This window comes from Pseudoflavonifractor sp., from assembly GCF_050943825.1.
Classification (GTDB): domain Bacteria; phylum Bacillota; class Clostridia; order Oscillospirales; family Oscillospiraceae; genus Pseudoflavonifractor.
This window is the reverse complement of record NZ_JBMNPX010000013.1, coordinates 1-23291: the sequence shown is the minus strand read 5'-3', so window position 1 is coordinate 23291 and position 23291 is coordinate 1. Positions and strand designations below refer to the sequence as shown.

At 62.8% G+C, this 23291-nt stretch carries 18 protein-coding genes; 2 read left to right on the top strand and 16 right to left on the bottom strand.

Annotation, left to right across the window (positions count from 1 at the left end):
- Positions 1 to 18: 18 nt before the first annotated feature.
- From ACOX7T_RS10790 to pyrH, 8 genes are all read right to left on the bottom strand, one after another.
- Entirely contained in the window at positions 19 to 4197 is a 4179-nt protein-coding gene (locus ACOX7T_RS10790) for a PolC-type DNA polymerase III (RefSeq protein ID WP_433442615.1), read from the bottom strand.
- Between the two features lie 65 nt (positions 4198 to 4262).
- Positions 4263 to 5300: a flavodoxin-dependent (E)-4-hydroxy-3-methylbut-2-enyl-diphosphate synthase gene (gene ispG / locus ACOX7T_RS10785; protein ID WP_433442613.1), complete on the bottom strand. Its 1038-nt coding sequence runs from the start codon at positions 5298 to 5300 to the stop codon at positions 4263 to 4265.
- 94 nt (positions 5301 to 5394) lie between these two features.
- A complete protein-coding gene (locus tag ACOX7T_RS10780) occupies positions 5395 to 6513 on the bottom strand; it encodes a M50 family metallopeptidase (RefSeq protein ID WP_433442611.1) in 1119 nt (372 codons plus the stop codon).
- A 12-nt stretch (positions 6514 to 6525) separates the two neighbouring features.
- Entirely contained in the window at positions 6526 to 7677 is a 1152-nt protein-coding gene (dxr, locus tag ACOX7T_RS10775) for a 1-deoxy-D-xylulose-5-phosphate reductoisomerase (RefSeq protein ID WP_433442609.1), read from the bottom strand.
- A 38-nt stretch (positions 7678 to 7715) separates the two neighbouring features.
- Positions 7716 to 8531: a phosphatidate cytidylyltransferase gene (locus ACOX7T_RS10770; protein ID WP_433442607.1), complete on the bottom strand. Its 816-nt coding sequence runs from the start codon at positions 8529 to 8531 to the stop codon at positions 7716 to 7718.
- Entirely contained in the window at positions 8524 to 9279 is a 756-nt protein-coding gene (locus tag ACOX7T_RS10765) for an isoprenyl transferase (protein WP_433442605.1), read from the bottom strand. The genes ACOX7T_RS10770 and ACOX7T_RS10765 overlap by 8 nt, the downstream gene beginning before the upstream one ends.
- Before the next feature lie 189 nt (positions 9280 to 9468).
- Positions 9469 to 10023 carry a ribosome recycling factor gene (frr, locus tag ACOX7T_RS10760; RefSeq protein WP_433442603.1) on the bottom strand — a complete coding sequence of 185 codons (555 nt, stop codon included), beginning with the start codon at positions 10021 to 10023 and terminating at the stop codon, positions 9469 to 9471.
- 1 nt (position 10024) lies between these two features.
- Positions 10025 to 10747: a UMP kinase gene (gene pyrH, locus ACOX7T_RS10755; protein WP_433442601.1), complete on the bottom strand. Its 723-nt coding sequence runs from the start codon at positions 10745 to 10747 to the stop codon at positions 10025 to 10027.
- A 292-nt stretch (positions 10748 to 11039) separates the two neighbouring features.
- Between pyrH and ACOX7T_RS10750 the strand changes: the two genes are divergently transcribed.
- Positions 11040 to 11882 carry a DegV family protein gene (locus ACOX7T_RS10750; RefSeq protein ID WP_433442599.1) on the top strand — a complete coding sequence of 281 codons (843 nt, stop codon included), beginning with the start codon at positions 11040 to 11042 and terminating at the stop codon, positions 11880 to 11882.
- Between the two features lie 56 nt (positions 11883 to 11938).
- On the opposite strand, the gene ACOX7T_RS10745 is transcribed toward ACOX7T_RS10750, so the two are convergent.
- Both ACOX7T_RS10745 and ACOX7T_RS10740 read right to left on the bottom strand, forming a co-directional pair.
- Complete coding sequence (locus tag ACOX7T_RS10745) at positions 11939 to 13252, bottom strand: sensor histidine kinase (RefSeq protein ID WP_433442597.1); 1314 nt, start codon at positions 13250 to 13252, stop codon at positions 11939 to 11941.
- Positions 13245 to 13925, bottom strand: coding sequence for a response regulator transcription factor (locus tag ACOX7T_RS10740; RefSeq protein ID WP_433442595.1), 681 nt, complete (start codon positions 13923 to 13925; stop codon positions 13245 to 13247). The genes ACOX7T_RS10745 and ACOX7T_RS10740 overlap by 8 nt, the downstream gene beginning before the upstream one ends.
- 174 nt (positions 13926 to 14099) lie before the next feature.
- Here ACOX7T_RS10740 and ACOX7T_RS10735 point away from each other — a divergent pair, with 174 nt between their 5' ends.
- Complete coding sequence (locus tag ACOX7T_RS10735) at positions 14100 to 16334, top strand: extracellular solute-binding protein (protein WP_433442593.1); 2235 nt, start codon at positions 14100 to 14102, stop codon at positions 16332 to 16334.
- A gap of 155 nt (positions 16335 to 16489) precedes the next feature.
- Here ACOX7T_RS10735 and argF read toward each other — a convergent pair whose 3' ends face one another.
- From argF to argH, 6 genes are read right to left on the bottom strand one after another with little or no spacing between them, the layout of a single operon-like run.
- Positions 16490 to 17413, bottom strand: coding sequence for an ornithine carbamoyltransferase (gene argF, locus ACOX7T_RS10730; RefSeq protein ID WP_433442591.1), 924 nt, complete (start codon positions 17411 to 17413; stop codon positions 16490 to 16492).
- A 19-nt stretch (positions 17414 to 17432) separates the two neighbouring features.
- Entirely contained in the window at positions 17433 to 18617 is a 1185-nt protein-coding gene (locus ACOX7T_RS10725) for an aspartate aminotransferase family protein (RefSeq protein WP_433442589.1), read from the bottom strand.
- A 20-nt stretch (positions 18618 to 18637) separates the two neighbouring features.
- Complete coding sequence (argB, locus tag ACOX7T_RS10720) at positions 18638 to 19492, bottom strand: acetylglutamate kinase (RefSeq protein WP_433442587.1); 855 nt, start codon at positions 19490 to 19492, stop codon at positions 18638 to 18640.
- A 27-nt stretch (positions 19493 to 19519) separates the two neighbouring features.
- Entirely contained in the window at positions 19520 to 20785 is a 1266-nt protein-coding gene (argJ, locus tag ACOX7T_RS10715; protein WP_433442585.1) for a bifunctional glutamate N-acetyltransferase/amino-acid acetyltransferase ArgJ, read from the bottom strand.
- Between the two features lie 49 nt (positions 20786 to 20834).
- On the bottom strand, positions 20835 to 21776 hold the full coding sequence (gene argC, locus ACOX7T_RS10710) for an N-acetyl-gamma-glutamyl-phosphate reductase (RefSeq protein ID WP_433442583.1): 942 nt from the start codon (positions 21774 to 21776) through the stop codon (positions 20835 to 20837).
- On the bottom strand, positions 21773 to 23155 hold the full coding sequence (gene argH, locus ACOX7T_RS10705; protein WP_433442581.1) for an argininosuccinate lyase: 1383 nt from the start codon (positions 23153 to 23155) through the stop codon (positions 21773 to 21775). The genes argC and argH overlap by 4 nt, the downstream gene beginning before the upstream one ends.
- Positions 23156 to 23291 lie beyond the last annotated feature (136 nt).

Here is a 23291-nt window from a genome sequence, read left to right as displayed (position 1 = left end):
CACAGAGAAAACACCGCCTCAGAACAGAGTCATCTGGCTGGTATCCGGCATTCCATCCATGGCGCCGGCGGCTTTGAGCAGCTCGATATGGGTCTTGGACACCTTGGGGCAGGCGGCGGAGAACTCCTCTACCGAGATGAACTCCTTGCCCTCCCTCTGTTCCATGATGGACCAGGCCGCCGTCTCGCCCAGGCCGGGGATGGCCGAGAAGGGCGGAATCAGCGCCTTGTCGTTGGTCTGGCTGAAGATGAAGTTGATGGCGTGAGACTTGTACAGGTCCACATGCTCAAAGGTGAAGCCACGGAGATAGAACTCATAGCACACCTCCAGGGTGGTGAGCATGTCCTGCTCCACAGCGGTGGCCTCCTTGTCCTTGGCCCTGATCTCCTTCATCTTGGCCTTCACCACATCCATGCCCCGGCACATGTAGGTCTCGTCAAAGGCCTTGGCGCGGATGGAGAAATAGGCCGCGTAGAAGGCCAGAGGTCGGTGGACCTTGAACCAGGCGATACGGAAGGCCATCATCACGTAGGCCACGGCGTGGGCCTTGGGGAACAGATACTTAATCTTCTTACAGGAGCCGATGTACCAGTCGGGCACGCCGGCGGCCTTCATCTCGTCCTCCGCGCCCTCGGGCAGGCCTCTTCCCTTTCGGACCGACTCCATGATCTTAAAGGAACGCTTCTCCGGCATGCCGCAGGAGATGAGGAAGAGCATGATATCGTCGCGGCAGCCGATGGCCTGGCCGACCGGGATACCCTGGTTGACGATGAGGTCCTTGGCGTTGCCCAGCCACACGTCGGTGCCGTGGGAGAAGCCGGACAGACGGATGAGAATATCAAACTCGCTGGGGCTGGTATCCTCCAGCATGCCCCGGACAAAGGAGGTGCCAAACTCGGGGATGGCCACCGCGCCGGTGGGGCCCAGCACCGGGTCGTCCACAAAGCCCAGCTCCTCCGAAGAGGTGAAGAGGGACATGGTCTTCTTGTCATCCAGAGGGATGTCCGTCCGGGCGTTGACGCCGGTCAGGTCCTCCAGCATGCGGATCATGGTGGGGTCATCGTGTCCCAGCATGTCCAGCTTCAGCAGGTTGGACTCCATGGAGTGATATTCGAAATGGGTGGTGACAATGTCAGTGTTGGGGTCGTCAGCGGGGTGCTGGACCGGGCAGAAATCGTAGATCTCCCGGTTCTGGGGGATGACCACCATGCCGCCGGGGTGCTGGCCGGTGGTACGCTTGACGCCGGTACAGCCGTGGGCCAGCCGGTTCTCCTCCGCACGGGGCACGTGGATGCCCCGCTTCTCCAGGTACTTCTTTACGTAGCCGAAGGCGGTCTTCTCCGCCACCGTGCCGATGGTGCCGGCCCGGAACACGTGGGTCTCGCCGAAGAGTTCGAAGGTGTACCGGTGGGCCTTGGCCTGGTACTCGCCGGAGAAGTTCAGGTCGATATCGGGCACCTTGTCGCCGCCGAAGCCCAGGAAGGTCTCGAAGGGGATGTTAAATCCGTCCTTGGCGTACTGGGCGCCACAGACCGGGCACACCGCGTCGGGCATGTCCGCGCCGCAGCCAGCCCCCAGCTCCTTGGCGATTTCAAAGTCGGAGTGCTTGCAGTTGGGACAGCGGTAATGGGGCGGCAGGGAGTTTACCTCCGTGATGCCCGACATGAAGGCCACCAGAGAGGAGCCCACGCTGCCACGGGATCCCACCAGATAGCCGTGCTCCAGAGAGTTCTGCACCAGCTTCTGGGCGGACATGTAGATCACGTCGTAGTGCCGCTTCAGAATGTCTCCCAGCTCGGCATTGATACGGTCGGACACAATCTGGGGCACCTCTTCGCCGTAGAGGGACTTGGCCTTCCCCCACACCAGCCGGGACAGCTCTCCGGCAGAGTCCTCCAGCTTGGGGGCGAACAGGCCCTTGGGCAGAGGATTGATGCGGTCGCACCAATCGGCCACCAGGTTGGTGTTGCGGACCACCACGTTGTAGCAGTCCTCCTTGCCCAGGTAGGAGAACTCCTCCAGCATCTCCTCGGTGGTCTTGAAGTACAGGGGCAGCGGCGCGTCACAGTCCTCAAAGCCCTTGGTGTCCAGCAGGATATGGCGGTAAATCTCGTCCTCCGGGTCCAGGAAGTGGACGTCGCCGGTGGCGCACACCGGCTTGTCCAGCGCCTTGCCCAGGGCCACGATAGTGCGGTTGAAGTCCCGCAGCTCCTCCTCGCTCTGGACCATGCCCTTGCGGAGCATGAAGGCGTTGTTGCACAGGGGCTGGATCTCCAGGAAGTCGTACCAGGAGGCGATGCGCTTGAGCTCATTGAAGTCCTTGTGCTTGACCACCGCCTCAAAGAGCTCGCCCGCCTCGCAGGCGGAGCCCAGAATCAGGCCCTCCCGGTACTCATTGATCAGGCTCTTGGGCATGATGGGGTACCGCTTGAAGTGCTCCAGGTGGGCCTTGGAGATGAGGGTGTACAGGTTCCGCAGGCCCATGTTGTTCTTGGCCAGCACAATCAGGTGCTTGGGCTGGCGGCGGGCCTTGCCCTTGACCCGCAGTCGAGTCATCTCCGGGTTGATGGACTGGAGCGTGTGGATGCCCAGGTCCTGGAGCATCTTAAAGAAGGGTACCAGCATGTAGGCCACCATGCCGGCGTCCGCGTCGGCCCGGTGGTGCTTGAAGGGCGGCAGCCGCAGGTGCTCCGCCACAATGTCCAGCTTGTACTTGCCCAGGTCGGGCAGCAGATTCTGGGCCAGAATCAGGGTGTCGATGGAGGTCTTTTCAAAAGGGATGCCGTACCGGCGGCAGCCCTCAGCGATGAAGCCCATATCGAACTCGGCATTGTGGGCGGCCAGTGGGCGGTCTCCGGCGAACTCCAGGAAAGCCCGGATGGCCTCCTCCTGGGAGGGAGCCCCCTCCAGCATCTTGTCGGTGATGCTGGTCAGCTCCACGATCTCACGGCTCAGAGGACGGCCGGGCGAGACAAAGGTATCGAAGGTCTCGGCGATCTCGCCATTGCGCAGGATGACCGCGCCGATCTCGATGATCACGTCCCGCCGGTTGTCCAGGCCAGTGGTCTCAATATCGAAGCAGACCACCTCGCCGGTGAAGTCCTGCTCCTGCTCCCCGTGGACCACCACCCGGTCATCCACGTCGTTGATGTAATAGGCCTCCACACCGTAGAGCACCTTGATGTTCTTGGCGGCGTGCCAGGCGTCCGGGAAGGACTGGGCCACGCCGTGGTCGGTGATGGCGATGGCCCGGTGGCCCCAGCCCTCCGCACGCTTGACCACCGCCTTGGTGGGGGTCAGGGCGTCCATGGAGGACATGGTGGTGTGGAGGTGAAGCTCCACTCGCTTCTCCGGGGCGTTGTCCTGTTTGCTCTCCTTTTTCCCCTCCATGATGGCGTAGGGCTCCAGCACCATCTCGCCGGAGAACCGGTCCACCGTCAGCTTGCCCTGGACCAGGAGGTGCATGCCCTCCTTCACGCTGTCCACGATGGGCTTGCCCTCGTCGCCGGGGCAGAACTTGTTGATATGGATGGAGCCGGTGTAGTCGGTCATGTCAAAGCCGATGACCCAGGCGCCACGCTTCTTCAGCTCCTTGTGCTCCACGGCAAAGACGTCGCCCTTGACGATGACTGTGCCCATGTCCAGGTCCAGCGTCTTCATCTCCGTGGCCTCGCCCTTGATCTCCCGGCGGCCGAAGATGAGCTTGCCCGTGCTCTTTTTGCTGTCCGGCTTCCTGGCGGACGGGCGGCACACCTTCAGCTTCTGGAGGGCTTCACGGCGGATCTCCTCGGTGCGGCGGAAGGCGGCCTCGGCCTCGGTCTCCTGGTGGACAGGCTCCTGAGGTACGGGTACCGGCTCCGCAGCGGGAGGTGCCTGCTCCACGGGCGGCGCCTGGACAGGCTCTGGCTGGGGCTCCGCTGCAATGGGGACCTCAGGCGCGGCCGCCGCCTCGCTCTGGGGGCACAGCAGCTCCAACATCACCCGGCCCACCTGATAGGCGTCGGCCAGGGAGTGCTCCCACCGCTGCCGCAGGTCATCGGCAGGCTGAGACGGGCACTCCACCCGGGCGGAGATGGATCGGGTCGCCCGGTCGATGACCGCCCCGGTCACATTGCACCCGGCGGCCAGAGCCGCCAGCTCCCCCTCCGGCTGCCAGGCGGAAAACAGTTTTAAAAAAGGTATCTTTTGCTCAGGCATAGCACCAACGCTCCCACACACGGTTTCACTCAGAGCCGTGGAATTCTCTCCCCGGCCCGCTCTCTTTACAGCTCGTCAATCATCTGGAACAGCTCGTCCACCAGCTGCTCCTGGGGCACCTTCTTCACAATCTCGCCCCGGCGGAATAGCAGGCCCACGCCGTCGCCGCCGGCGATGCCCACGTCTGCGGCGGAGGCCTCACCGGGGCCGTTGACCACGCACCCCATCACCGCCACGGTGATGGGCTTGGTCACGGTCTGGAGTCGCTCCTCCACCTGCTGGGCCAGGCCGATGAGGTCGATGCGGGTGCGGCCGCAGGTGGGGCAGGAGATGAGCTCCGGCCCCTCCTTCCGCACGCCGGACACCTTCAGGATGTCCCGGGCGGCATACACCTCTTCGATGGGGTCGGCGGACAGGGACACCCGGATGGTGTCGCCGATGCCCATGGCCAACAGGCCGCCGATGCCCACCGCAGATTTCAGCACACCCATACGCGGGGTGCCCGTCTCGGTGACACCAAGGTGTAAAGGATAATTGCTTTTCTCGCTCATCAGCCGGTAGGCCGCCATGGTGATGGGCACGCTGGAGGACTTGAGTGAGACGCAGATATCGTCAAAATCGTACCGGTTCAGCAGGGCGATGTGGCCAAAGGCGGATTCCACCAGGGCCTCGGCGGTGACGCCGCCGTATTTGGCCAGCAGCGGCTTTTCCAGAGAACCGCCGTTGACGCCGATTCTGATAGGAAGTCCTTTTGCTTTACAGGCATTGGCCACAGCCTTCACCCGGTCTTCCCCGCCGATGTTGCCCGGGTTGATGCGCACCGCGTCGCACCCGGCGGCCACGCACTCCAGGGCCAGCTTGTAGTCAAAGTGGATGTCCACCACCAGGGGGATGTGAATCTTCTCCCGGATGGCGCCCACCGCTCTGGCCGCCGCCATGTCGGGTACAGCCACCCGGATGATCTCGCAGCCCGCGGCCTCCAGGCGGAAAATCTGCTCCACCGTGGCCGTCACGTCGTCGGTACGGGTGTTGCACATGGACTGGATGGTCACCGGAGCGCCGCCGCCCACAGGTACGCCGCCCACCATAATCTGCTTTGTCATAGGTATCTCCCCCGTTCACCATATGTGTAGGGACAGGCACCTCCCCTCCCATACAGGAGGAGAGGTGCCTGCCGGGAGACTGCCGTCTCCCCTTTTATTTTCCGAACAGCTTGAGTACATCGGAGCAGGCCACCAGAATCATCAGACCGATGAGGAAGATGAAGCCGGCCGCGTTGATGTAGCCCAGATACTTCTGAGGGATGTGCCGCTTGGAAAAGAGGTTGTAGATTTTATCCACGATGAGGAACAGAATCTGTCCGCCGTCCAGGGCGGGAATGGGCAGCAGGTTCATCACCGCCAGGTTGATGGCGATGAAGGCCACAAAATAGGCGATGCTGCTGGCCACAGCGGCCACCCAGTTCTGTCCGGTGGCCTGGGCCGCCTCCTGGGCCTGGGTGCCCACATCGCTCATCATGGTCACGATGCCCACCGCGCCGGACATATCCCGGAGGCCCACTGTGCCGGTGAACAGGTCGCCCAGGCTGACCCACACCAGCCGGATGGTATCAATGGAATTATACCAGGCCAGCCGCAGCCGGTCAAATACATTGGCTTCCTTTATGGTGAAATTGATGCCCCGCTTGAGGACCTGGTTGCCGTTCCCGTCCAGCACCGGATTTCCGTTCTCGTCCACCATGGCCAGCCAGGGCATGGACAGGTCCTCCAGCTCCACCCGCTCTCCATCCCGCACCACGGTGATATCCATCACCTCGCCGGCGCGGTTGAAGAACAGGCTGATGTCCTCCTGGAGGTAGATGGCGTGGCCGTCCACCTCCACAATCCGGTCGCCTGCCATCAGGCCATCCTCGCCCTGGGCGGCAAAGCCGTCCATAAAGCCGGCGATGACCGGGCTGACATAGCTGGTGGTGCCGGAAAAAAGAATGACGAAAATCACCACGCCGCTGACAAAGTTCATGAACGCACCGGCAGCCAGCACAATCAGCCGCTGCCAGGTGTGCTTGTTGCCGAAGGCGCGGGGGTCGCCTGAGTCCTCCTCCTCCCCCTCCATGGCGCAGAAGCCGCCGATGGGAAAGAGGCGGATGGTATACTCTGTCTCCCCTTTCTGCCGGTGGAGGATGCGAGGGCCCATGCCGATGGCGAACTCGTTGACCTTGACGCCCACGGCCTTGGCCGCCACAAAGTGGCCCAGCTCATGGACCGCAATGAGCAGCCCAAACATGAGAATTGCGATGAGGATATAGACGATGATCATAGAATGCTTCTCCTAGCGTTGGGTTGCGGCGGACAGTACTGCGTCCCGGGCTGCCCTGTCGGCGTCGAGAATCTCCGCCAGGCCGCCGCCGTACACCGGCGACACCTGGCTGAGCGCCCGCTCCACCAGACGGGGAATGTCCATAAAGCCAATCTTCCGCTCCAGGAACAGCCCCACCGCCGCCTCATTGGCGCCGTTGAGTACCGCTGTGGCGGTACCTCCCGTCCGGGCCGCGCCGATGGCCAGCCCCAGGCAGGGGAAGACCTCCATATCCGGCAGCGCGAAGTGGAGGGGCGGACAGGTCAGCAGATCCAGCGGCTTTGCCACCGCCTGAGTCCGTGCGGGCCAGGTGAGGGCGTACTGGATCGGCAGGCGCATATCCGCGCTGCCCAGCTGGGCGATCATGGCATTATCACAGTATTCCACCAGGGAGTGAACTATACTCTCCCGGTGCACCACCACGGAAATTTTCTCCGGCGGCATGTGGTAGAGCCGCATGGCCTCGATAAACTCCAGGCCCTTGTTCATCAGGGTGGCGGAGTCCACGGTGATCTTGGCGCCCATGGACCAGTTGGGGTGCTTGAGGGCCTGGTCCAGGGTGACGTGCTCCAGCTGCTCCCGGGTGTACCCGAAGAAGGGGCCGCCCGAGGCGGTGAGAATCAGCCTGCGGACCTCTCCCCTGTCCCGGCAGCCCTGGAGGGACTGGAACAGGGCGGAGTGCTCCGAGTCTACGGGGACAATCTCCGCGCCGCAGCGCTCCGCCTCCGACATGACCAGCTCGCCGCCGCAGACCAGGGTCTCCTTGTTGGCCAGCGCGATGCGCTTGCCCTGGGCGATGGCCGCCAGGGTGGGCTTCAGGCCCACCATACCCACTACGGCGGTGATCACCGTGTCGGCGGAGGGCAGGGCGGCGGCCTCCGTCAGCCCTTCAGGACCAGAGACCACCCGGATTCCCGTGTCCGCCAGCCGCACCCGCAGATCGGCGGCTGCGGCCGGGGCCATCATCACCGCCAGCTCGGGCTTGAACCGCCGGGCCTGCTCCTCCATCCGCTCCACATCCCGGTTGGCGGTCAGCGCCGCCACGGTCATGCCGCAGGCGGAGATCACATCCAGGGACTGTGTTCCGATGGAGCCGGTGGAGCCCAGGAGGGAAATTCTTCTCATATACAATCCGCTCCTTATCTGTTCTCCCCTGTCCGCTGTTACGCGCTGATGGCGGGCATCCAGTAGATGAGAATCTCAATCAGGGGGGCGCAGAAGATAACACTGTCAAACCGGTCCAGCACGCCGCCGTGGCCGGGGAAGATGTTGCCGAAGTCCTTCAGGCCGTACTGCCGCTTGATATAGGAGAAGGACAGGTCGCCCAGCTGGGATACCAGGCTGCCCAGCAGGCCGTAGATAGCCAGGAAGACGTAGTTCACCTTCAGCTGGAAGCCGAACTGCATCACCACGCCGTAGATCAGGCAGCAGATCACCGCGCCCGCCAGGCCGCCCACGGCACCCTCCACCGTCTTCTTGGGGGAGAGCTCAGGGGCCAGCTTGTGCTTGCCGAAGGCCATGCCCGCAAAGAGGGCAAAGGCGTCGCTGGTGAAGGCCGCCACCAGGGGCAGGAGGATCAGGTAGTCCGCCATGGGCATCTGGTCGATCCGCACGAAGGTGGACAGGAAGTAAGGGATGAGCATGGCAAAGAAGAAGGAGCCGCCCATCTTCTCCAGGGTCACCGTATAGTGGCTGGAGATGGCCACCACGAAGATGCAGACAAAGTAGATGAAGATACCGCACAACGCCGAGCGCATGCCCTGGCCGATATACACCCAGAAGGGTACCACACCGGACAGCGCAATGGACAGCCCGGAAATCCAGGCGTTCTTCACAAAGCCCGTGGACCACAGCACCTCATGGAGGGCTACCATGGACAGGGCGGAGATCATGATGGGAATGAAAATCTCAGGGAGAACAAAAAACACCACGAACAGGAGCGGGATGCATACCACCGCCACCGCGACTCGTTTAACCATTGATGACACCTCCGAATCTCCTCTGGCGGTGCTGGTAGGCGGCCAGCGCCCGGTGGAGCTCGTCTTGATTGAAGTCCGGCCAGAGCACGTCTGTAAAATAGTATTCCGCATAGGCCGACTGCCAAAGCAGGAAATTGGAGATTCGCTCCTCCCCGCTGGGCCGGATCACAAGGTCGGGGTCGGGCACCCCGGCGGAGAAGAGATAGTTGCCGAACTGGGCTTCCGTCAGGTGGTTGGGATCGGCTTTTCCGGCGGCGCAGTCCAGCGCGAAGGCCTTGGCCGCCCGCACCAGCTCATCCCGTCCGCCGTAATTCAGGCAGATGTTGACCTGCACGCCCTCGTAGTGCTTGGAGATTTCCCGGGTCTGCTCGCACAGGTCCTGGAGCTCCTGGGGCAGCGGGGACAGATCTCCGAAAAAGCACATCTTGACCCGGTCCCGCTCCATCTTGCCGATGGCCTCAATCAGGTACTTCTTCAGCAGACCCATGATGGCGGAGACCTCTTCGGCGGGGCGCTTCCAGTTCTCAGTGGAGAAGGCGTAGACCGTCAGGTACTCCAGGCCGATCTCCTTGCAGTAGGTTGCGATGGTGCGGAAATTTTCCGCGCCGGCGGCATGACCCGCCGTACGGGGCAGGCCCCGCTTCTTGGCCCAGCGGCCGTTGCCGTCCATGATGATGGCCACGTGCCGGGGCAGGTGCCCGAAGTCCACCAGAGCGGCGGTGTCTTCCTTTGGCTTAAAAAATGGCATGATATCCTCTATCCTTTTATCCTTTCACTGACGCAGAGACAGGAGACGCGGATTGCCACGCCGGCACAGGCGCGGACTCTCCTCCGGCGGCGCCGGAACGCGCCCACGACATGCTGGCGTGGCAATCTGCTGCACAGAGCCCGGGCGACCGGACTCCGTGCGTATGCGTTCACTGGGCCGGGCAGGCCGTTACACGGCCATCAGCTCAGCTTCCTTCTTTTCGGTCAGCTCGTCAATCTGCTTGCAGCGCTTGTCGGTCAGGTCCTGGAGCTCCTTCTCCAGCTCCTTCCGGTCATCCTCGGTGATCTCGGACTTCTTCTCCATGGCCTTGAACTTGTCCATGGCGTCCCGGCGGATGTTGCGGATGGCCACCTTGCCCGCCTCGGCGTACTTGCGGACCTGCTTGGTCAGGTCCTTACGGCGCTCCTCGGTGAGCTGGGGGAAGTTCAGACGGATCACACGGCCGTCGTTCTGGGGATTGATGCCCAGATCGGAGGTCTGGATGGCCTTCTCAATGGCCTTGAGCAGCTTGGCGTCCCAGGGCTGGATGACCAGGCTGCGGGGATCGGGGGAGGAAATGCCGCCCACCTGGTTCAGGGGAGTGGGCACGCCGTAATAGTCCACAGTGATCTTGTCCAGTACGGCGGCATTGGCGCGGCCGGCGCGGACACTGGCGAAGTCGCTCTTCACCACGTCCACCGTCTTCTGCATCTTTGCGTCAAATTCCTTGTTGGCTTCGTTCATCTCACTGTGCCTCCTTGACAATTGTTCCGATTTTTTCTCCCATAACCACCCGGTAGATGTTCTCCGGGTCCTTGAGGGCGAAGAGAATAACGGGGATCTTGTTATCCATGGAGAGAGAAGTGGCGGTGGAATCCATCACCTGCAGGTGACGGGCCAGAATCTCATCATAGGTGATGGAGTCGTACTTCACGGCGGTGGGGTCCTTATTGGGGTCGGCGGAGTAGACGCCGTCGATATTCTTGGCCAGTAGGATGGCGTCGGCGTCAATCTCGGCGGCCCGGAGCACCGCGGCGGTGTCGGTGGAGAAGAAGGGGTTGCCGGTGCCGCAGCCGAAGATGACCACGCGGCCCTTCTCCAGGTGCCGGATGGCACGGGAGCGGATATAGGGCTCGGCAATGGAGCGCATCTCAATGGCGGTCTGCACCCGGACCTCCACTCCCATCTGCTCCAGCACGTCGGCCAGCGCCAGGCAGTTGAGGGTGGTGGCCAGCATGCCCATATGGTCAGCGCGGGTGCGCTCCATCTTGCCGCCGCCGTCCTTCACGCCCCGCCAGAAGTTGCCGCCGCCCACGACAACGCCCACTTGGACGCCCGTGTCGCTGCACTTCTTGATGACGCTGCACACACTGTTGATTACGTCAAAGTTAAGGCCCCGGGAGGCGTCTCCCGCCAGTGCCTCACCGCTGATCTTGATGAGTACCCGCTTATACTGAGGTTCCGTCATAAACTCGACCCTTTCGTTGTCATATTGGTTCCCCCGCAGGGGAGCATTGTAATTCACTTTATTTTAATATAACTTTCCTCTTTTGCATAGGGGGTTCAAGTAAGATTTTTCAATTTGTTCTTATTTTGTTTTCTGCCCCGTTCCGGTGGATTGACAATCCAATTTTTGACGCTTAAAATAATCATATCGGGTGCGATATAGTTTCCCTTGAATTTCCATCTGCCCGATTCTATTTTACTGACAGCGCATTCACCGCCGCTCCGCCTTGTCTTGCCGCTGGAAAGGAGTCGTTATGTCCATCAAAATTACGTCCGACAGCACCTGTGATCTCTCCCCTGAACTGGTCAGCCGCTATCAGGTTGAAATCGTCCCTCTCACCATCGTCAAGGACGGCAAGCCCTACCGGGATGGCCTGGAGATCACCCCCGACGATATCTTCCGCCATGTGGACGCTGGCGGGGACATCACCTCCACCACCGCGGTCAGCGTGGGCGAGTACCGGGATGTGTTCGCCCGCCTCTCCCCCGCTCACGACGCTGTCATCCACATCAACATCAGCGCTGAATTCTCCTCCTGCTATCAGAACGCCTGCATTGCGGCGGAGGAGTTTGACAATGTCTATGTGGTGGACTCCCGCAATCTGTCCACCGGACACGGCCTGGTGGTCATTGAGGCCGCCCTGGCCGCAGAGCGCGGCATGTCCCCCCAGGAGATCGTCTCCTATCTGAAGGACCTGACCGGCCGGGTAGAGGCCAGCTTCATTCTCAACCGGCTGGACTACATGGTCAAGGGCGGCCGCTGCTCCGCCGTGGCCATGCTGGGCGCCAACCTGCTCCGGCTCAAGCCCTGCATTGAGGTCAAGGATGGCAAGATGGGCGTAGCCAAGAAGTACCGGGGCACCTTTGAAAAGTGTGTGCTGGACTACGTAAAGGACCGGCTCCAGGGCCGGACCGACCTGGAGACCGATCGGATTTTCATCACCTACTCCACCGCTCCCAAGGAAACCGTAGACCAGGTGCGGGCCGCCATCGCCCAATACGCTCCCTTTCAAGAAATCCTGGAGACCAGGGCGGGCTGCACCGTGTCCACCCACTGCGGCCCCAACACCCTGGGCATCCTCTTTATCCGCAAGTAAAACAATCCGTCCATACAGAAAGGAGCAGGACCGGAACCCCCGGTCCTGCTCCTTTTTTACTCTGCCGGCAGCCATACGGAGAACACCGCACCGCCTGTCTCGCCGTCCTCCACCGTAATTTCCCCGCTGTGGAGCTGCACAATCTCCAGGGCGATGCACAGCCCGAGGCCATAATGCTCCCGGCCTGTCCGGGCCTGATCCGCCCGGTAAAAACGGGTAAACACCCGGGCCTTCTCTTCGTCCGGGATGCCCGGACCGGTATCCGCCACCCGGAGCCTGATCCAGTCCCCCTCCTGCCGGGCGCTGAGGCGGATGACGCCGCCCGGAGGCGTATAGGACACCGCATTATCCAGCAGAATGGAGAGAAGCTGGGAAATCCGCTGCCGGTCCCACTGACAGCGGGGCAGCGGCTCCTCCGGCAGCTCCGCCAGCAGGCGGATGCCCTTCTCCCCCGCCCTGCCCTCAAAATGCTCGGCGCTGTCCAGCAGCAGGGTCTCCGGCTCCGTCTCCTCCCGGCATATACTCCAGCTGCCGCTGTCCGCATTGGCCAAGCTCAGCATATCCCCTACCAGACGGGACATCCGCATGCATTCGCCGTCCGCAAGGGACAGGAAGTGCCGCCGCTTTTCGTCAGGCGCATCCCCGGCGGCGGAAAGGCTGGCGTGAATGACCGCCAGGGGCGAGCGCAGCTCATGGGACGCCGCGGCAATAAACTCCGTCTGCCGCCTTCTGCTCTCCTCCAGAGGGCGCATGGCCCGGCGGGTAAAGAGCCAGGCGAACACCGCCAGCATCACCAGAGCCAGAGCCGCAAAGGAAAACACCGCCGCGCACTGTATCAGCACCTCCCGCTCCTCTCCCGCCATGGAGCGGAGCACCAGCAGTCCAATCCACCCCTGCTCCTGGGGAATCCGCACCGCCGCCGCCCGGAACCGCTGTCCTGCCCCGTCCTGAAACTGGAACATCTGCCGCTCCTGCTGAAACGCGCCATCCGGCGGCACGGAAAGGTCAAAGGCAAAGGCCTCCAGCGCCTTCTCCCGGGCCAGTGCCACCAGAGCAGCGCGCTCCGGGTCTGTCTGCCCCGGCGGATAGAGCACCGGTGCTCCGGAGAGCTCCAGGTACAGCGTCAGCCCGCCCGCCTCTGTCTGGGCAATCCAGGTGTGGTCCACCACGGTCTGGCCTCGGAGATGGTAGCATATGGCGTTCACCTCGCTCTCAAAGGCCGCCTCCGCCCTGGCCGTCAGCTGGGCCCGCCCCACCGCAAGGGCGGCGCAGGCCATGGCCAGGAGAATCAATCCGGTCACCGCTGTACACACCACGGTCAGCCGCAGGCGGAGCCGCCGAAACAGCGCCCGCTCCCCCCGTTCAGCCATCTGTCCGCTCCAGGCGGTAGCCCACGCCCCGCACGGTCTTCAGCTCCAGCCCTCCGCCCACCTGGCGGAGCCGGCGGCGGAGGAAATAGACATAGTTGTCCAGATTTCCGTCCTCCACCGGCGCGTCCGGCCCCCACACCCGGGAGAGCAGCACCCCTCTGGGCAGGGTCTGGCCCGGGTTGCGGAGCAGCACCTCCAGAAGGTCCCCCTCCCGGTGGGACAGGGAGCATGCCCCCTGGGGGCCGGTGAGAATCCGCTCCTCGCTGTCATACAGCACCTGGCCCAGCTGGAGCCGTGCGGCGCTCTCCCACCGTCTGGGCCGGCGGCCCATGGCGCGGATGCGGGCAATCAGCTCCTCCATGGCAAAGGGCTTGACCAGATAATCGTCCGCACCGGCCTCCAGCCCCTCTACCCGGTTGGCCACAGTGTCCAGCGCGGTGACCACCAGAACCGGCGTGGAGATGCCGTCCGCCCGCATCCGCTCCAGGACCGTGGTGCCGCTGAGCGTGGGCAGCATCCGGTCCAGAAGAATGACGTCGTGGGCCTGCTGGCGAATCCAGCGCAGGCCGTCGTCCCCATCGCTGCACACATCCACGGCGAAGCCCTCCCGCTCCAGCCGCCAGCACACCGCCTCGCACAGCTTTTTGTCGTCCTCTACCATCAGTATCCGCATGCGGTCTCTCTCCATTCCGGTTTTCCCTGTGTTGTGATATAGTTTATCACGTCTTTCTCTAAGTTCTCTAAAATTTTTGCGAAACTCCTTTCTCCTCTTCTTTCCCTCTTTGGAGAAAGCCTTAGAGATTGCCCTGCTATGCTTTCTCCACCCTGTTTTCGGAGGCGAACTGTTATGAAACGATGGAACACACTTTTGGCCGCCCTGCTGGCGGCCCTTCTGCTTCTGCCGTCCGGCTGCACCGGGCAGAGCGGCGGCACGGCCGCTATGGGCCGTTACGTAGAGGCGGAGCGGCCGCTTCCCGGTACGGCGCTGTTCGAGGTTCTGGGCTTCCGCGTCTGCGATGACGGCGCGCTTGAGCTGCTGGCCTATACCGCAAAGGATACCAGCGGCCAGGTATATCTGACATTGTCCCGTTCAGAGGATGGCGGCGGCTCCTGGACAGACATTACCCCCGGCGCGCTCACAGCACTGGATGATAAGGACAGCGATGTCATAGTGAGCTGTGCCGCCTGGGATAAAAACGGCAGTCTGTGGCTGTGTTACAGCCATCAGGAGGCCGAGCTGCCCGCCGAATGCCTGCTCCGCCTGGACGGGGACGGGACCAGCACAGAGCTGCCCTGGAGCATCCCCGCTGTGGAGGAAGACGGCAGCAGCGTGCGCTCCTTCCAGATTGCGGACAACGGGGATTTCCTGTTTGAGCGCTGGTTCTCCCTGATTCAGGTGGACGGCGAAAGCGGCGAGCTGCTCCGCACCCTCTCTTCCGACACCTCTCCCATGGCCGGATATACGGTCAGCGGAAGCTCTGCCGTTGTCTCAACGGGGAGCGATCTGGTCTGGTACGACCTGGAGAGCGGGCAGGAGACCGCACGGGTCACCTGTCCCACCACGGTCAGCCTGGAGAACGGCTCCGACAGGCTCCGGCTGCTGAGCACCAATGGTGAAGATGGGCTCTTCTTTGCCGACGCCGGCGGAATCTGCCGTGCTCAGCCGGAGAACAGCGCGGTGGAACAGCTGGCCGACGGCAGCCTGCTCACCCTCAGTTCGCCGTCTCTGATGCTGATTTCCATGGCCGTCCACGAGCAGCAGTTCTATGTGCTGGGTTATCGGAGCAGTTCCGGCAGCTACGTCCTTTTCTCCTACGTCTATGACCCCGACGTACCCACCATCCCCGCCCAGGAGCTGTCGGTCTGGTCCCTCAGCGAGTCCCCCGACATTCTCCAGACCATCGAGGTCTTTCAGAAGAATCACCCGGACGTCCAGGTGAACTATCAGGTGGGCATTCCGGAGGAGAGCGGCATCACCCGGGACGACGCTCTCCGCACCCTCAACACCCAGCTCACAGCCGGAAAGGGGCCGGATGTGCTCATGCTGGATGATGTCAGCCTGGAGGCCTATGCGGAAAAGGGCGTGCTGGCCGATCTCGGCAGCCTGCTGGACAGCCTGACCGGCGACGGCACCGTGCTCCCTAACCAGGCGGGCGCCTACCGCCGGGAGGACGGAAGCTGCCCCGCCATTTCCGCCCGTTTCCTGGTGCCTATGATGCAGGGCTCCGAGGCGTGTCTGGCGGCCTGCGGCAGCCTGACCGAGCTGGCCGGCTGGCTGAGCGACAACCAGAGCAGCTACGCCCATCCCCTCTGCTACACCAACCCGGCCACCCTGCTGCGGTTCTTCTTCCCTCTTTTCTATGAACAGCTCTTTTCCTCCGACGGCACAGCCGATCTCCAGGCCCTCTCCCAATTTCTCTCTGATTTGAAGCAGATCCGCGACCTGGACAGTGCTGTTCCCTCCTACGACGACGGCAGCAGCGACTTTGATTTTATATTCGGTTCGCTGAACTGGATGGTGGGCGCCGCCGGAATCAACATCGGCTCTCTCACCGCGTACAGCGATTTCTATCCCGCCTACCAGGCCTCCGCTGACGCGGAAAACGGCGGAACTATTGACCTTTTGTTCCACAATAACGTATTCCTGCCCAGTACTGTACTGGGCATCAACGCCAGGAGCACCCGGCAGACCCTGGCGGAGGAGTTCCTTCGCACGGCACTGTCCGAGGAGGTGCAGGGCAACAGCTTCGGCACCGGGCTTCCCGTCAACACCGCGGCGCTGGACGCCTCCGCCCAGCAGGACCCCGCTCGGTTCGACGACAGCTTCGGCATGTACGGCACCACCCTGACAGACGCCGAGGGAGCTTCCGTCCCGGTGGAGCTGTATGTCTACTATCCGCCCGAGGACGTCCGGCAGGAGATGCTCCAGCGGCTGAAGGCACTGGACACCCCCTGCCGCTGGGACAGCGCCGTGCTCCAGCTGCTGCTGGACAACACGGGCGATTACTTCTCCGGCGAGGCCTCGCTGGATGAGACGCTTCAGGTCCTGTCAGAGAAGCTGGCACTCTATCAGGCGGAATAACCCGCCGGACACACAGACACCCCCGCCGGACGGCATATGCGGTCCGGCGGGGGTGTTTCAGTCTGTCGAAAAAGCCGTTTCGCCAGGCTGCCCCATTTTTAACCTCTGACAGTTTGAAAAACGGTTTGATTGCACAGGAGCGACAGCACTGCTGCTCAGGCGTGCTCGCCGCCCATGAGCAGGAACATGACCGCCTTCTGGGCGTGGAGACGGTTCTCCGCCTCGTCGAAGATCTCGTTGGCGTGGGCCTCGAAGACCTCCGCCGTGATCTCCTCGCCCCGGTGAGCGGGCAGGCAGTGCTGCACCATGCAGCCCTCGTGGGCCAGCGCCATGAGGGCGTCGTTGACCTGGAAGCCGGCAAAGGCCTTCTCACGGGCGGCCTTCTCCCCTTCCTGGCCCATGGAGGCCCACACGTCGGTGATCATCACGTCGGCGTCCACGGCGGCCTCCTCCGGCGTCCGGCAGAGCTGGAACTTGCAGTCCGTGACAGTCTTGGCGAAATCCAGCACCTTCTGGTCCGGGTCGTACCCCTCGGGACAGGCCACAGACACGTCCATGCCGCACTTCAGACCGCCCACGATGAGGGAGTTGGCCATGTTGTTGCCGTCGCCGATGAAGCACAGCTTCAGCCCCTCCAGCCGGGCCTTGTGCTCCCGGATGGTCATCAGGTCGGCCAGCACCTGGCAGGGGTGGGCGAAGTCGGTCAGACCGTTGATGACCGGGATGGAGGCGTACTTGGCCAGGGTCTCCACCTCGTCCTGGCCAAAGGTGCGGATCATAATGCCGTCGCAGTACCGGCTCAGCACCCGGGCGGTGTCCTCAATGGGCTCACCACGGCCGATCTGGCTCTCCTTGCCGGAAAGGAACAGGGCGTGGCCGCCCAGCTGGAACATGCCGGTCTCAAAGGAGACGCGGGTGCGGGTGGAGTTCTTCTCAAAAATCATGGCCAGGGTCTTGCCCTGGAGGTAGTTGTGGGTCAGTCCGTGCTTCTGGTTGTACTTCATCTGGTCGGCCACGTTGAGGATTTTAATGATGTCCTCCTTGGTCAGATCCAGCAGCTTCAGCAGGTCCTTCTGCATCTTTACTATACTCCTTCCGTTACAGTTCCTTGAGGGTCTTCTCCATAATCTCCAGACCCTTGTCCATCTCCTCGCGGGTGATGACCAGCGGGGGCAGCAGGCGCAGGGCCTTGCCCGCCGTCAGCACCAGCAGGCCGTTCTCAATCAGCTTGGCGGCGATCTCCTTGTTGGTGTGGCCGCCGGTTACCTCCACGCCGATCATCATGCCCAGGCCCCGGGTGGCGCCCAGGCAGTCCAGGCCCATCCCCTCGATCCGGGTCCGGAGGTAATTTCCCTTCTCCTTGACCTGGGCCAGAGTGTCCTCGTCCAGGATGTCCAGCACCGCCAGCGCGGCGGCTGCACAGATGGGATTGCCGCCGAAGGTGGTGGCGTGGGTGCCCGGCCCCAGCACGTCCCGGCACTTCTCCCCCGCCAGGAAGCCGCCCATGGGCAGGCCGCCGGCGATGCCCTTGGCGAAGGACACCGCGTCGGGCAGGATGCCGTACTGCTGGAAGGCGAAGAGGGTGCCCGTCCGGCCCACGCCGGTCTGGACCTCGTCCACCAGCAGCAGCCAGTCCCGCTCGGCGCAGAGCACCGCCAGCTCGTGGACGAACTCCTGGTCCATGGGCAGCACGCCGCCCTCCCCCTGGACCAGCTCCAGCATGACGGCGCACACGTCGTGCCCCGCCACCTCGGCCACGCTCTCCATGTTGTTGGCCTCAGCGTACCGGAAGCCGTCGATGAAGGGGAAGAAATAGTTGTGGAACACGTCCTGACCGGTGGCGGTCAGGGTGGTGATGGTGCGGCCGTGGAAGGAGTTTTTCAGGGTGATAATGGTGCCCCTGCCCTTCCCGTACTTGTCAAAGCTGTACTTGCGGGCCAGCTTGATGATGCCCTCGTTGGCCTCCGCGCCCGAGTTGGCAAAAAAGGCGTCCGCCATGCCCGCCCGGCGGCAGAGCTGCTCGGCCAGCTTGGCGTAGGGCTGGGAGTAGAACAGGTTGGAAATATGTGCCAGCTTGCCGGCCTGGTCGGCCACCGCCTTCACCCACTTGGGGTGGGCATAGCCCACCGAGTTGACGCCGATGCCGCTGGAAAAATCGATGTACTCCCGGCCCGCCAGGTCGTACAGCGTGGCGCCGCTGCCGTGGTCCAGATCCACGTCAAAGCGGCCGTAGGTCTGCATCACATACTGGCGGTCCAGCGTTTTCAGTTCCTCATGTGTCATAGACTGTCTCCTCCCGCTTGTCAAAGCAGCATGGTGCCCACGCCCTCGTCGCTCAGCAGCTCGATGAGGATGGAGTGGGGAATGCGCCCGTCCAGAATGATGGTGCTCTTCACGCCGGAGCGCACCGCCTCCACGCAGCAGTCCACCTTGGGGATCATGCCGCCGGTGATGACCCCGTCCTTCACCAGACCGGGCACCTGGGACAGCTCCACCACAGGCAGCAGGGTGTCCTCGTCGTGGGGGTCCCGCAGAAGGCCCCGCACGTCGGTGAGCAGGATGAGCTTCTCGGCCTTGAGGGCCACCGCCAGCTTGGCCGCCGCCGTATCCGCGTTGATGTTGTAGGCTGTCTCGGCGTCCTCCCCCTGGGCCACCGTGGAGATGACCGGGATGTAGCCGTCGTTCAGGCTGTCGTTTACAATGGCGGGGTTGACGTGGGTGATCTCACCCACCAGGCCGTACTTCTCGTCCAGCTGCCGGGCCATGAACAGGCCCGCATCCAGGCCGCACAGGCCCACGGCGTGGCCGCCCATGTGGTTGATCATGGCGGTCAGGTTCTTGTTCACCTTGCCGCAGAGCACCTGCTGGACCACGTCCATGGTCTCCCGGTCGGTATACCGCAGGCCGTCCACAAAGTGGGACTCCTTGCCGATCTTCTTCAGCATGTCGCTGATCTCCGGCCCGCCGCCGTGGACCACCACCACGTGGACGCCCACCAGGTGGAGCAGGATGATATCGGAGATGACCGCGTGGCGCAGCTCGTCGGAGATCATGGCGTTTCCGCCGTACTTCACCACCACGGTCTTGCCGTAGTACTTCTGAATATAGGGCAGGGCCTCGGCCAGAACCTTGGCCCGCTCCACATGGGAATCGGACATTGCCTTCGCCTCCATGGGGTCACCTTCTCAGGTTCTGTAATCCCCGTTGATTTTTACATAGTCATAGGTCAGGTCGCAGCCCCAGCAGGAAGCCTCGCTCTCTCCCTCGTGGAGGCACACGTCGATGACCACGCTGTCCCGGGAGAGGATGTTCTTGGCCTTCTCCTCGTCGAAGTCCACCCCGGCGCCCTTCTGGCACACCAGGATTTCCCCCAGGTCGGAGGCGAACTTCACATCCACGTACTCGGGCCGGAAGGGAGCCTTGGAGTAGCCCATGGCGCACAGCACACGGCCCCAGTTGGCGTCGGCGCCGAACATGGCCGCCTTCACCAGGGGGGAACCCACCACCGCCTTGGCCAGGCGCTCGGCGCTCTCCTCGCTGCGGGCCTGCCACACCCGGCAGGTCACCAGACGGGTGGCACCCTCGCCGTCTCCGGCGATGCACTTGGCCAGGTACTCGCAGACATGGTGCAGAGCCTGGACAAAGAGGGTATAGCTGTCGTCCTTCCACTCGATGAGGGGGTTGCCCGCCATGCCATTGGCCAGCACCACGCACATGTCGTTGGTGGAGGTGTCTCCGTCCACGGTGACCCGGTTGAAGGTGCGGGGCACAATCTCGTGGAGGGCGTCCTGGAGCATCTCGTGGGTGATGGCACAGTCGGTGGTGACAAAGCAGAGCATGGTGCCCATGTTGGGGTGGATCATGCCCGAGCCCTTGGCGATGGCGCCGATGGTCACGGTCTTGCCGCCGATGACGGTGGTGACTGCAATCTCCTTCTTCTCCGTGTCGGTGGTCATGATGGCGTGGGCCGCGTCGTCAGAGCCGCCCTCCTTCTTCAGCTGTCCCGCCAGCACGGGCACCCCCGCCTCAATGGCGGCGATGTTCAGGGTCTGGCCGATGACGCCGGTGGAGGCCACCACAAAGTCGGAGGGCTTGAGGCCGGTGGCAGCTGCCGCCGCCTCACACATCTTCTTGGCGTTCTCATGGCCCTGAGGGGCGCAGGCATTGGCATTGCCAGAGTTGGCGATGATGCCCTTGGCCACGCCGTCCTCCAGGTGCTCCATGGTGATGTACAGAGGCGCGGCCTTCACCCGGTTCATGGTGTACATGGCCGCCGCCGTACACTCCTGCTCGGACAGGATCATGGCCAGGTCCTTCTTGCCGGAGAGATAGTCGGTCATGGAGGAGACCACGGGCTGGTTGCCGTCCGCCAGGCCCTTCTTTACGCCGCAGCGGATGCCGCCCGCTGTAAAGCCGATGGGCGCGGTGACGCCGCCGGAAATCTGCTTCATTGTTCACACTTCCCTTTCGGTACCGGCGCAGGCACGCCGGTCTGTTCCTTTATTTTACAGCAAGGCCGGTGGTTTCGTCCAGCCCCAGCATGAGATTCATATTCTGTACCGCAGCGCCGCTGGCTCCTTTGCCCAGGTTGTCAAAGCGGGAGACAATCAGGGTCTGCTCCCCGGTGCCGGTGACGGAGATCTCCAGGTTGTCGTACCCGGAGAAAGCGTTGGCCGCCAGCATGCCGGTCTCGCTCCCCCAGGGGGCCACCCGCACCATGGTCTGGTCCTCGTAGTAGCGGCCCAGCAGCTCACAGATGTCCTGGGCTGTGGGCTTCCCCTTCAGCAGGGCGTTGTGGAGCTGAATTCCCGTGGCCATACCTTTATAATAGTCGTCCACGATGGGGCTGAACACGGGCGGATATTTCAGGCCGGACAGGGCCTGCATCTCGGGCAGATGCTTGTGCTTGAGACCAGTTCCGTAGATTCTGGGGCTGTAAAGTCCTTCTGCCTTCCCCTCTCCCTCGTACTCGGCGATCATCTTCTTCCCGCCGCCGGAGTAGCCGGTGAGGGAAAAGCAGGTGACGGGATAGTCCGCCGGGAGGATGTCCAAGGCCACCAGGGGCGCGGCGATGCTGAGAAAGCCGGTGGCGTGGCAGCCCGGGTTGGCCACCCGCTTGGCGAATTTAATCCGCTGCCGCTGGCCCGCCAGCAGCTCGGGGAAGCCGTACACCCACCCAGCCGCCGTGCGGTGGGCGGTGGACGCGTCAATTACCCGGGTGTTGGGGTTGTCGATAAGCCCCACCGCCTCCACTGCCGCCGCGTCGGGCAGGCAGAGAAAGACGATGTCCGCACCGTTCAGGTACTTCTTCCGCTCTGTAAGGTCTTTCCGCTTGTCATCATCTATCAGCAGAAGGTTGATGTCCTCCCGGCCGGACAGGCGGTCGTAGATCTGCAGGCCGGTGGTACCCTCCCTGCCGTCAATATACACATTGGCTTTCATGCTTCTCTCGCCTCGATAAACGCCTGAATATTGGCAATCTGCTGCTCCACGGCCTCCTTGGCCGGACCGCCGTAGACCTTTCTTCCGTTGACGCAGGTCTTGAGCTCCAGGGCGTGGTACACGTCCTCATCAAAGACGGCGGAGATAGACCGGAAGTCCTTCAGGGGCAGGGTGTCCAGAGTCTCCCCGGTCTTGATACACATGTTCACCAGCCGGCCCACGATCATATAGGCCTCCCGGAAGGGCATGCCCTTCTTCACCAGGTAGTCGGCACAGTCGGTGGCGTTGATGAAGCCGCCGGAGGCCGCCTTGCGCATGTTGTTGGGCAGCGCGGTCAGGGTATCCAGCATGGCGGTGAACACGGGCAGGCACATCTCCACCGTGTCAATGGCGTCGAACACCGGCTCCTTGTCCTCCTGCATGTCCTTGTTGTAGGCCAGGGGCAGGCCCTTCATGACGGTGAGCAGGGTGATGAGGGAGCCGTACACCCGGCCGGTCTTGCCCCGGACCAGCTCGGCCACGTCCGGGTTCTTCTTCTGGGGCATGATGGAGGAGCCGGTGGAGTAGGCGTCGTCCAGCTCCACGAACTTGAACTCCCAGGAGCACCAGAGGATGATCTCCTCGGAGAACCGGGACAGGTGCATCATCAGGATGGAGCAGGCGGACAGGAATTCAATGGCAAAGTCCCGGTCGGACACCGAGTCCATGGAGTTGTCGGTGGGCTTGGCGAAGCCCAGAGCGGCGGCGGTCTGGAACCGGTCCACCGGATAGGTGGAGGTGGCCAGGGCGCCCGCTCCCAAGGGGCACTCGTCCATCCGCTCCAGGCAGTCCTCCAGCCGGGTCACGTCCCGGCGGAACATATTGGCATAGGCCATCATGTAGTGGGCAAAGGTGGTGGGCTGGGCACGCTGGAGGTGGGTATAGCCGGGCATGACGGTCTCCAGGTTGGCCTGGGCCTTCTTCACCAGCACCTTCTCCAGGTCCAGGCACATGCGGATGATGGTGGGGATTTCCCGCTTGACGAAGAGGCGGAAGTCCACCGCCACCTGGTCGTTCCGGCTGCGGGCGGTGTGGAGCCGCTTGCCCGTCTCCCCCAGGCGTCCGGTGAGCAGGGACTCCACGTTCATGTGGATGTCCTCGTTGTCGGTGGTCAGCTCCACCCGCTCGGCCTTGATGTCCTCCAGAATGGCCTTCAGGCCGTCGATGATCTTCTCTGCCTCGTGCTCCTCGATGATGCCCTGCCTGCCCAGCATGGCGGCGTGGGCCATGGAGCCCTCGATGTCCTCCTGATAGAGCCGGGCATCAAAGGTGATGGAGGAGTTGAAGTCGTTTACCAGGGTGTCGGTCTCCTTCTGGAACCGGCCTGCCCACAGTTTCATAAGCCATTACCTCACTATTACAATAAATTTGGACAGGAAAGCCGGGCAGCCAGTCCGGCTTTCTTTCCATCTCGTGCCTAAGCTACAATAAGAGGAGCAACTGGCTGACGATACCTCACTTGGGCTAACAAGTCCG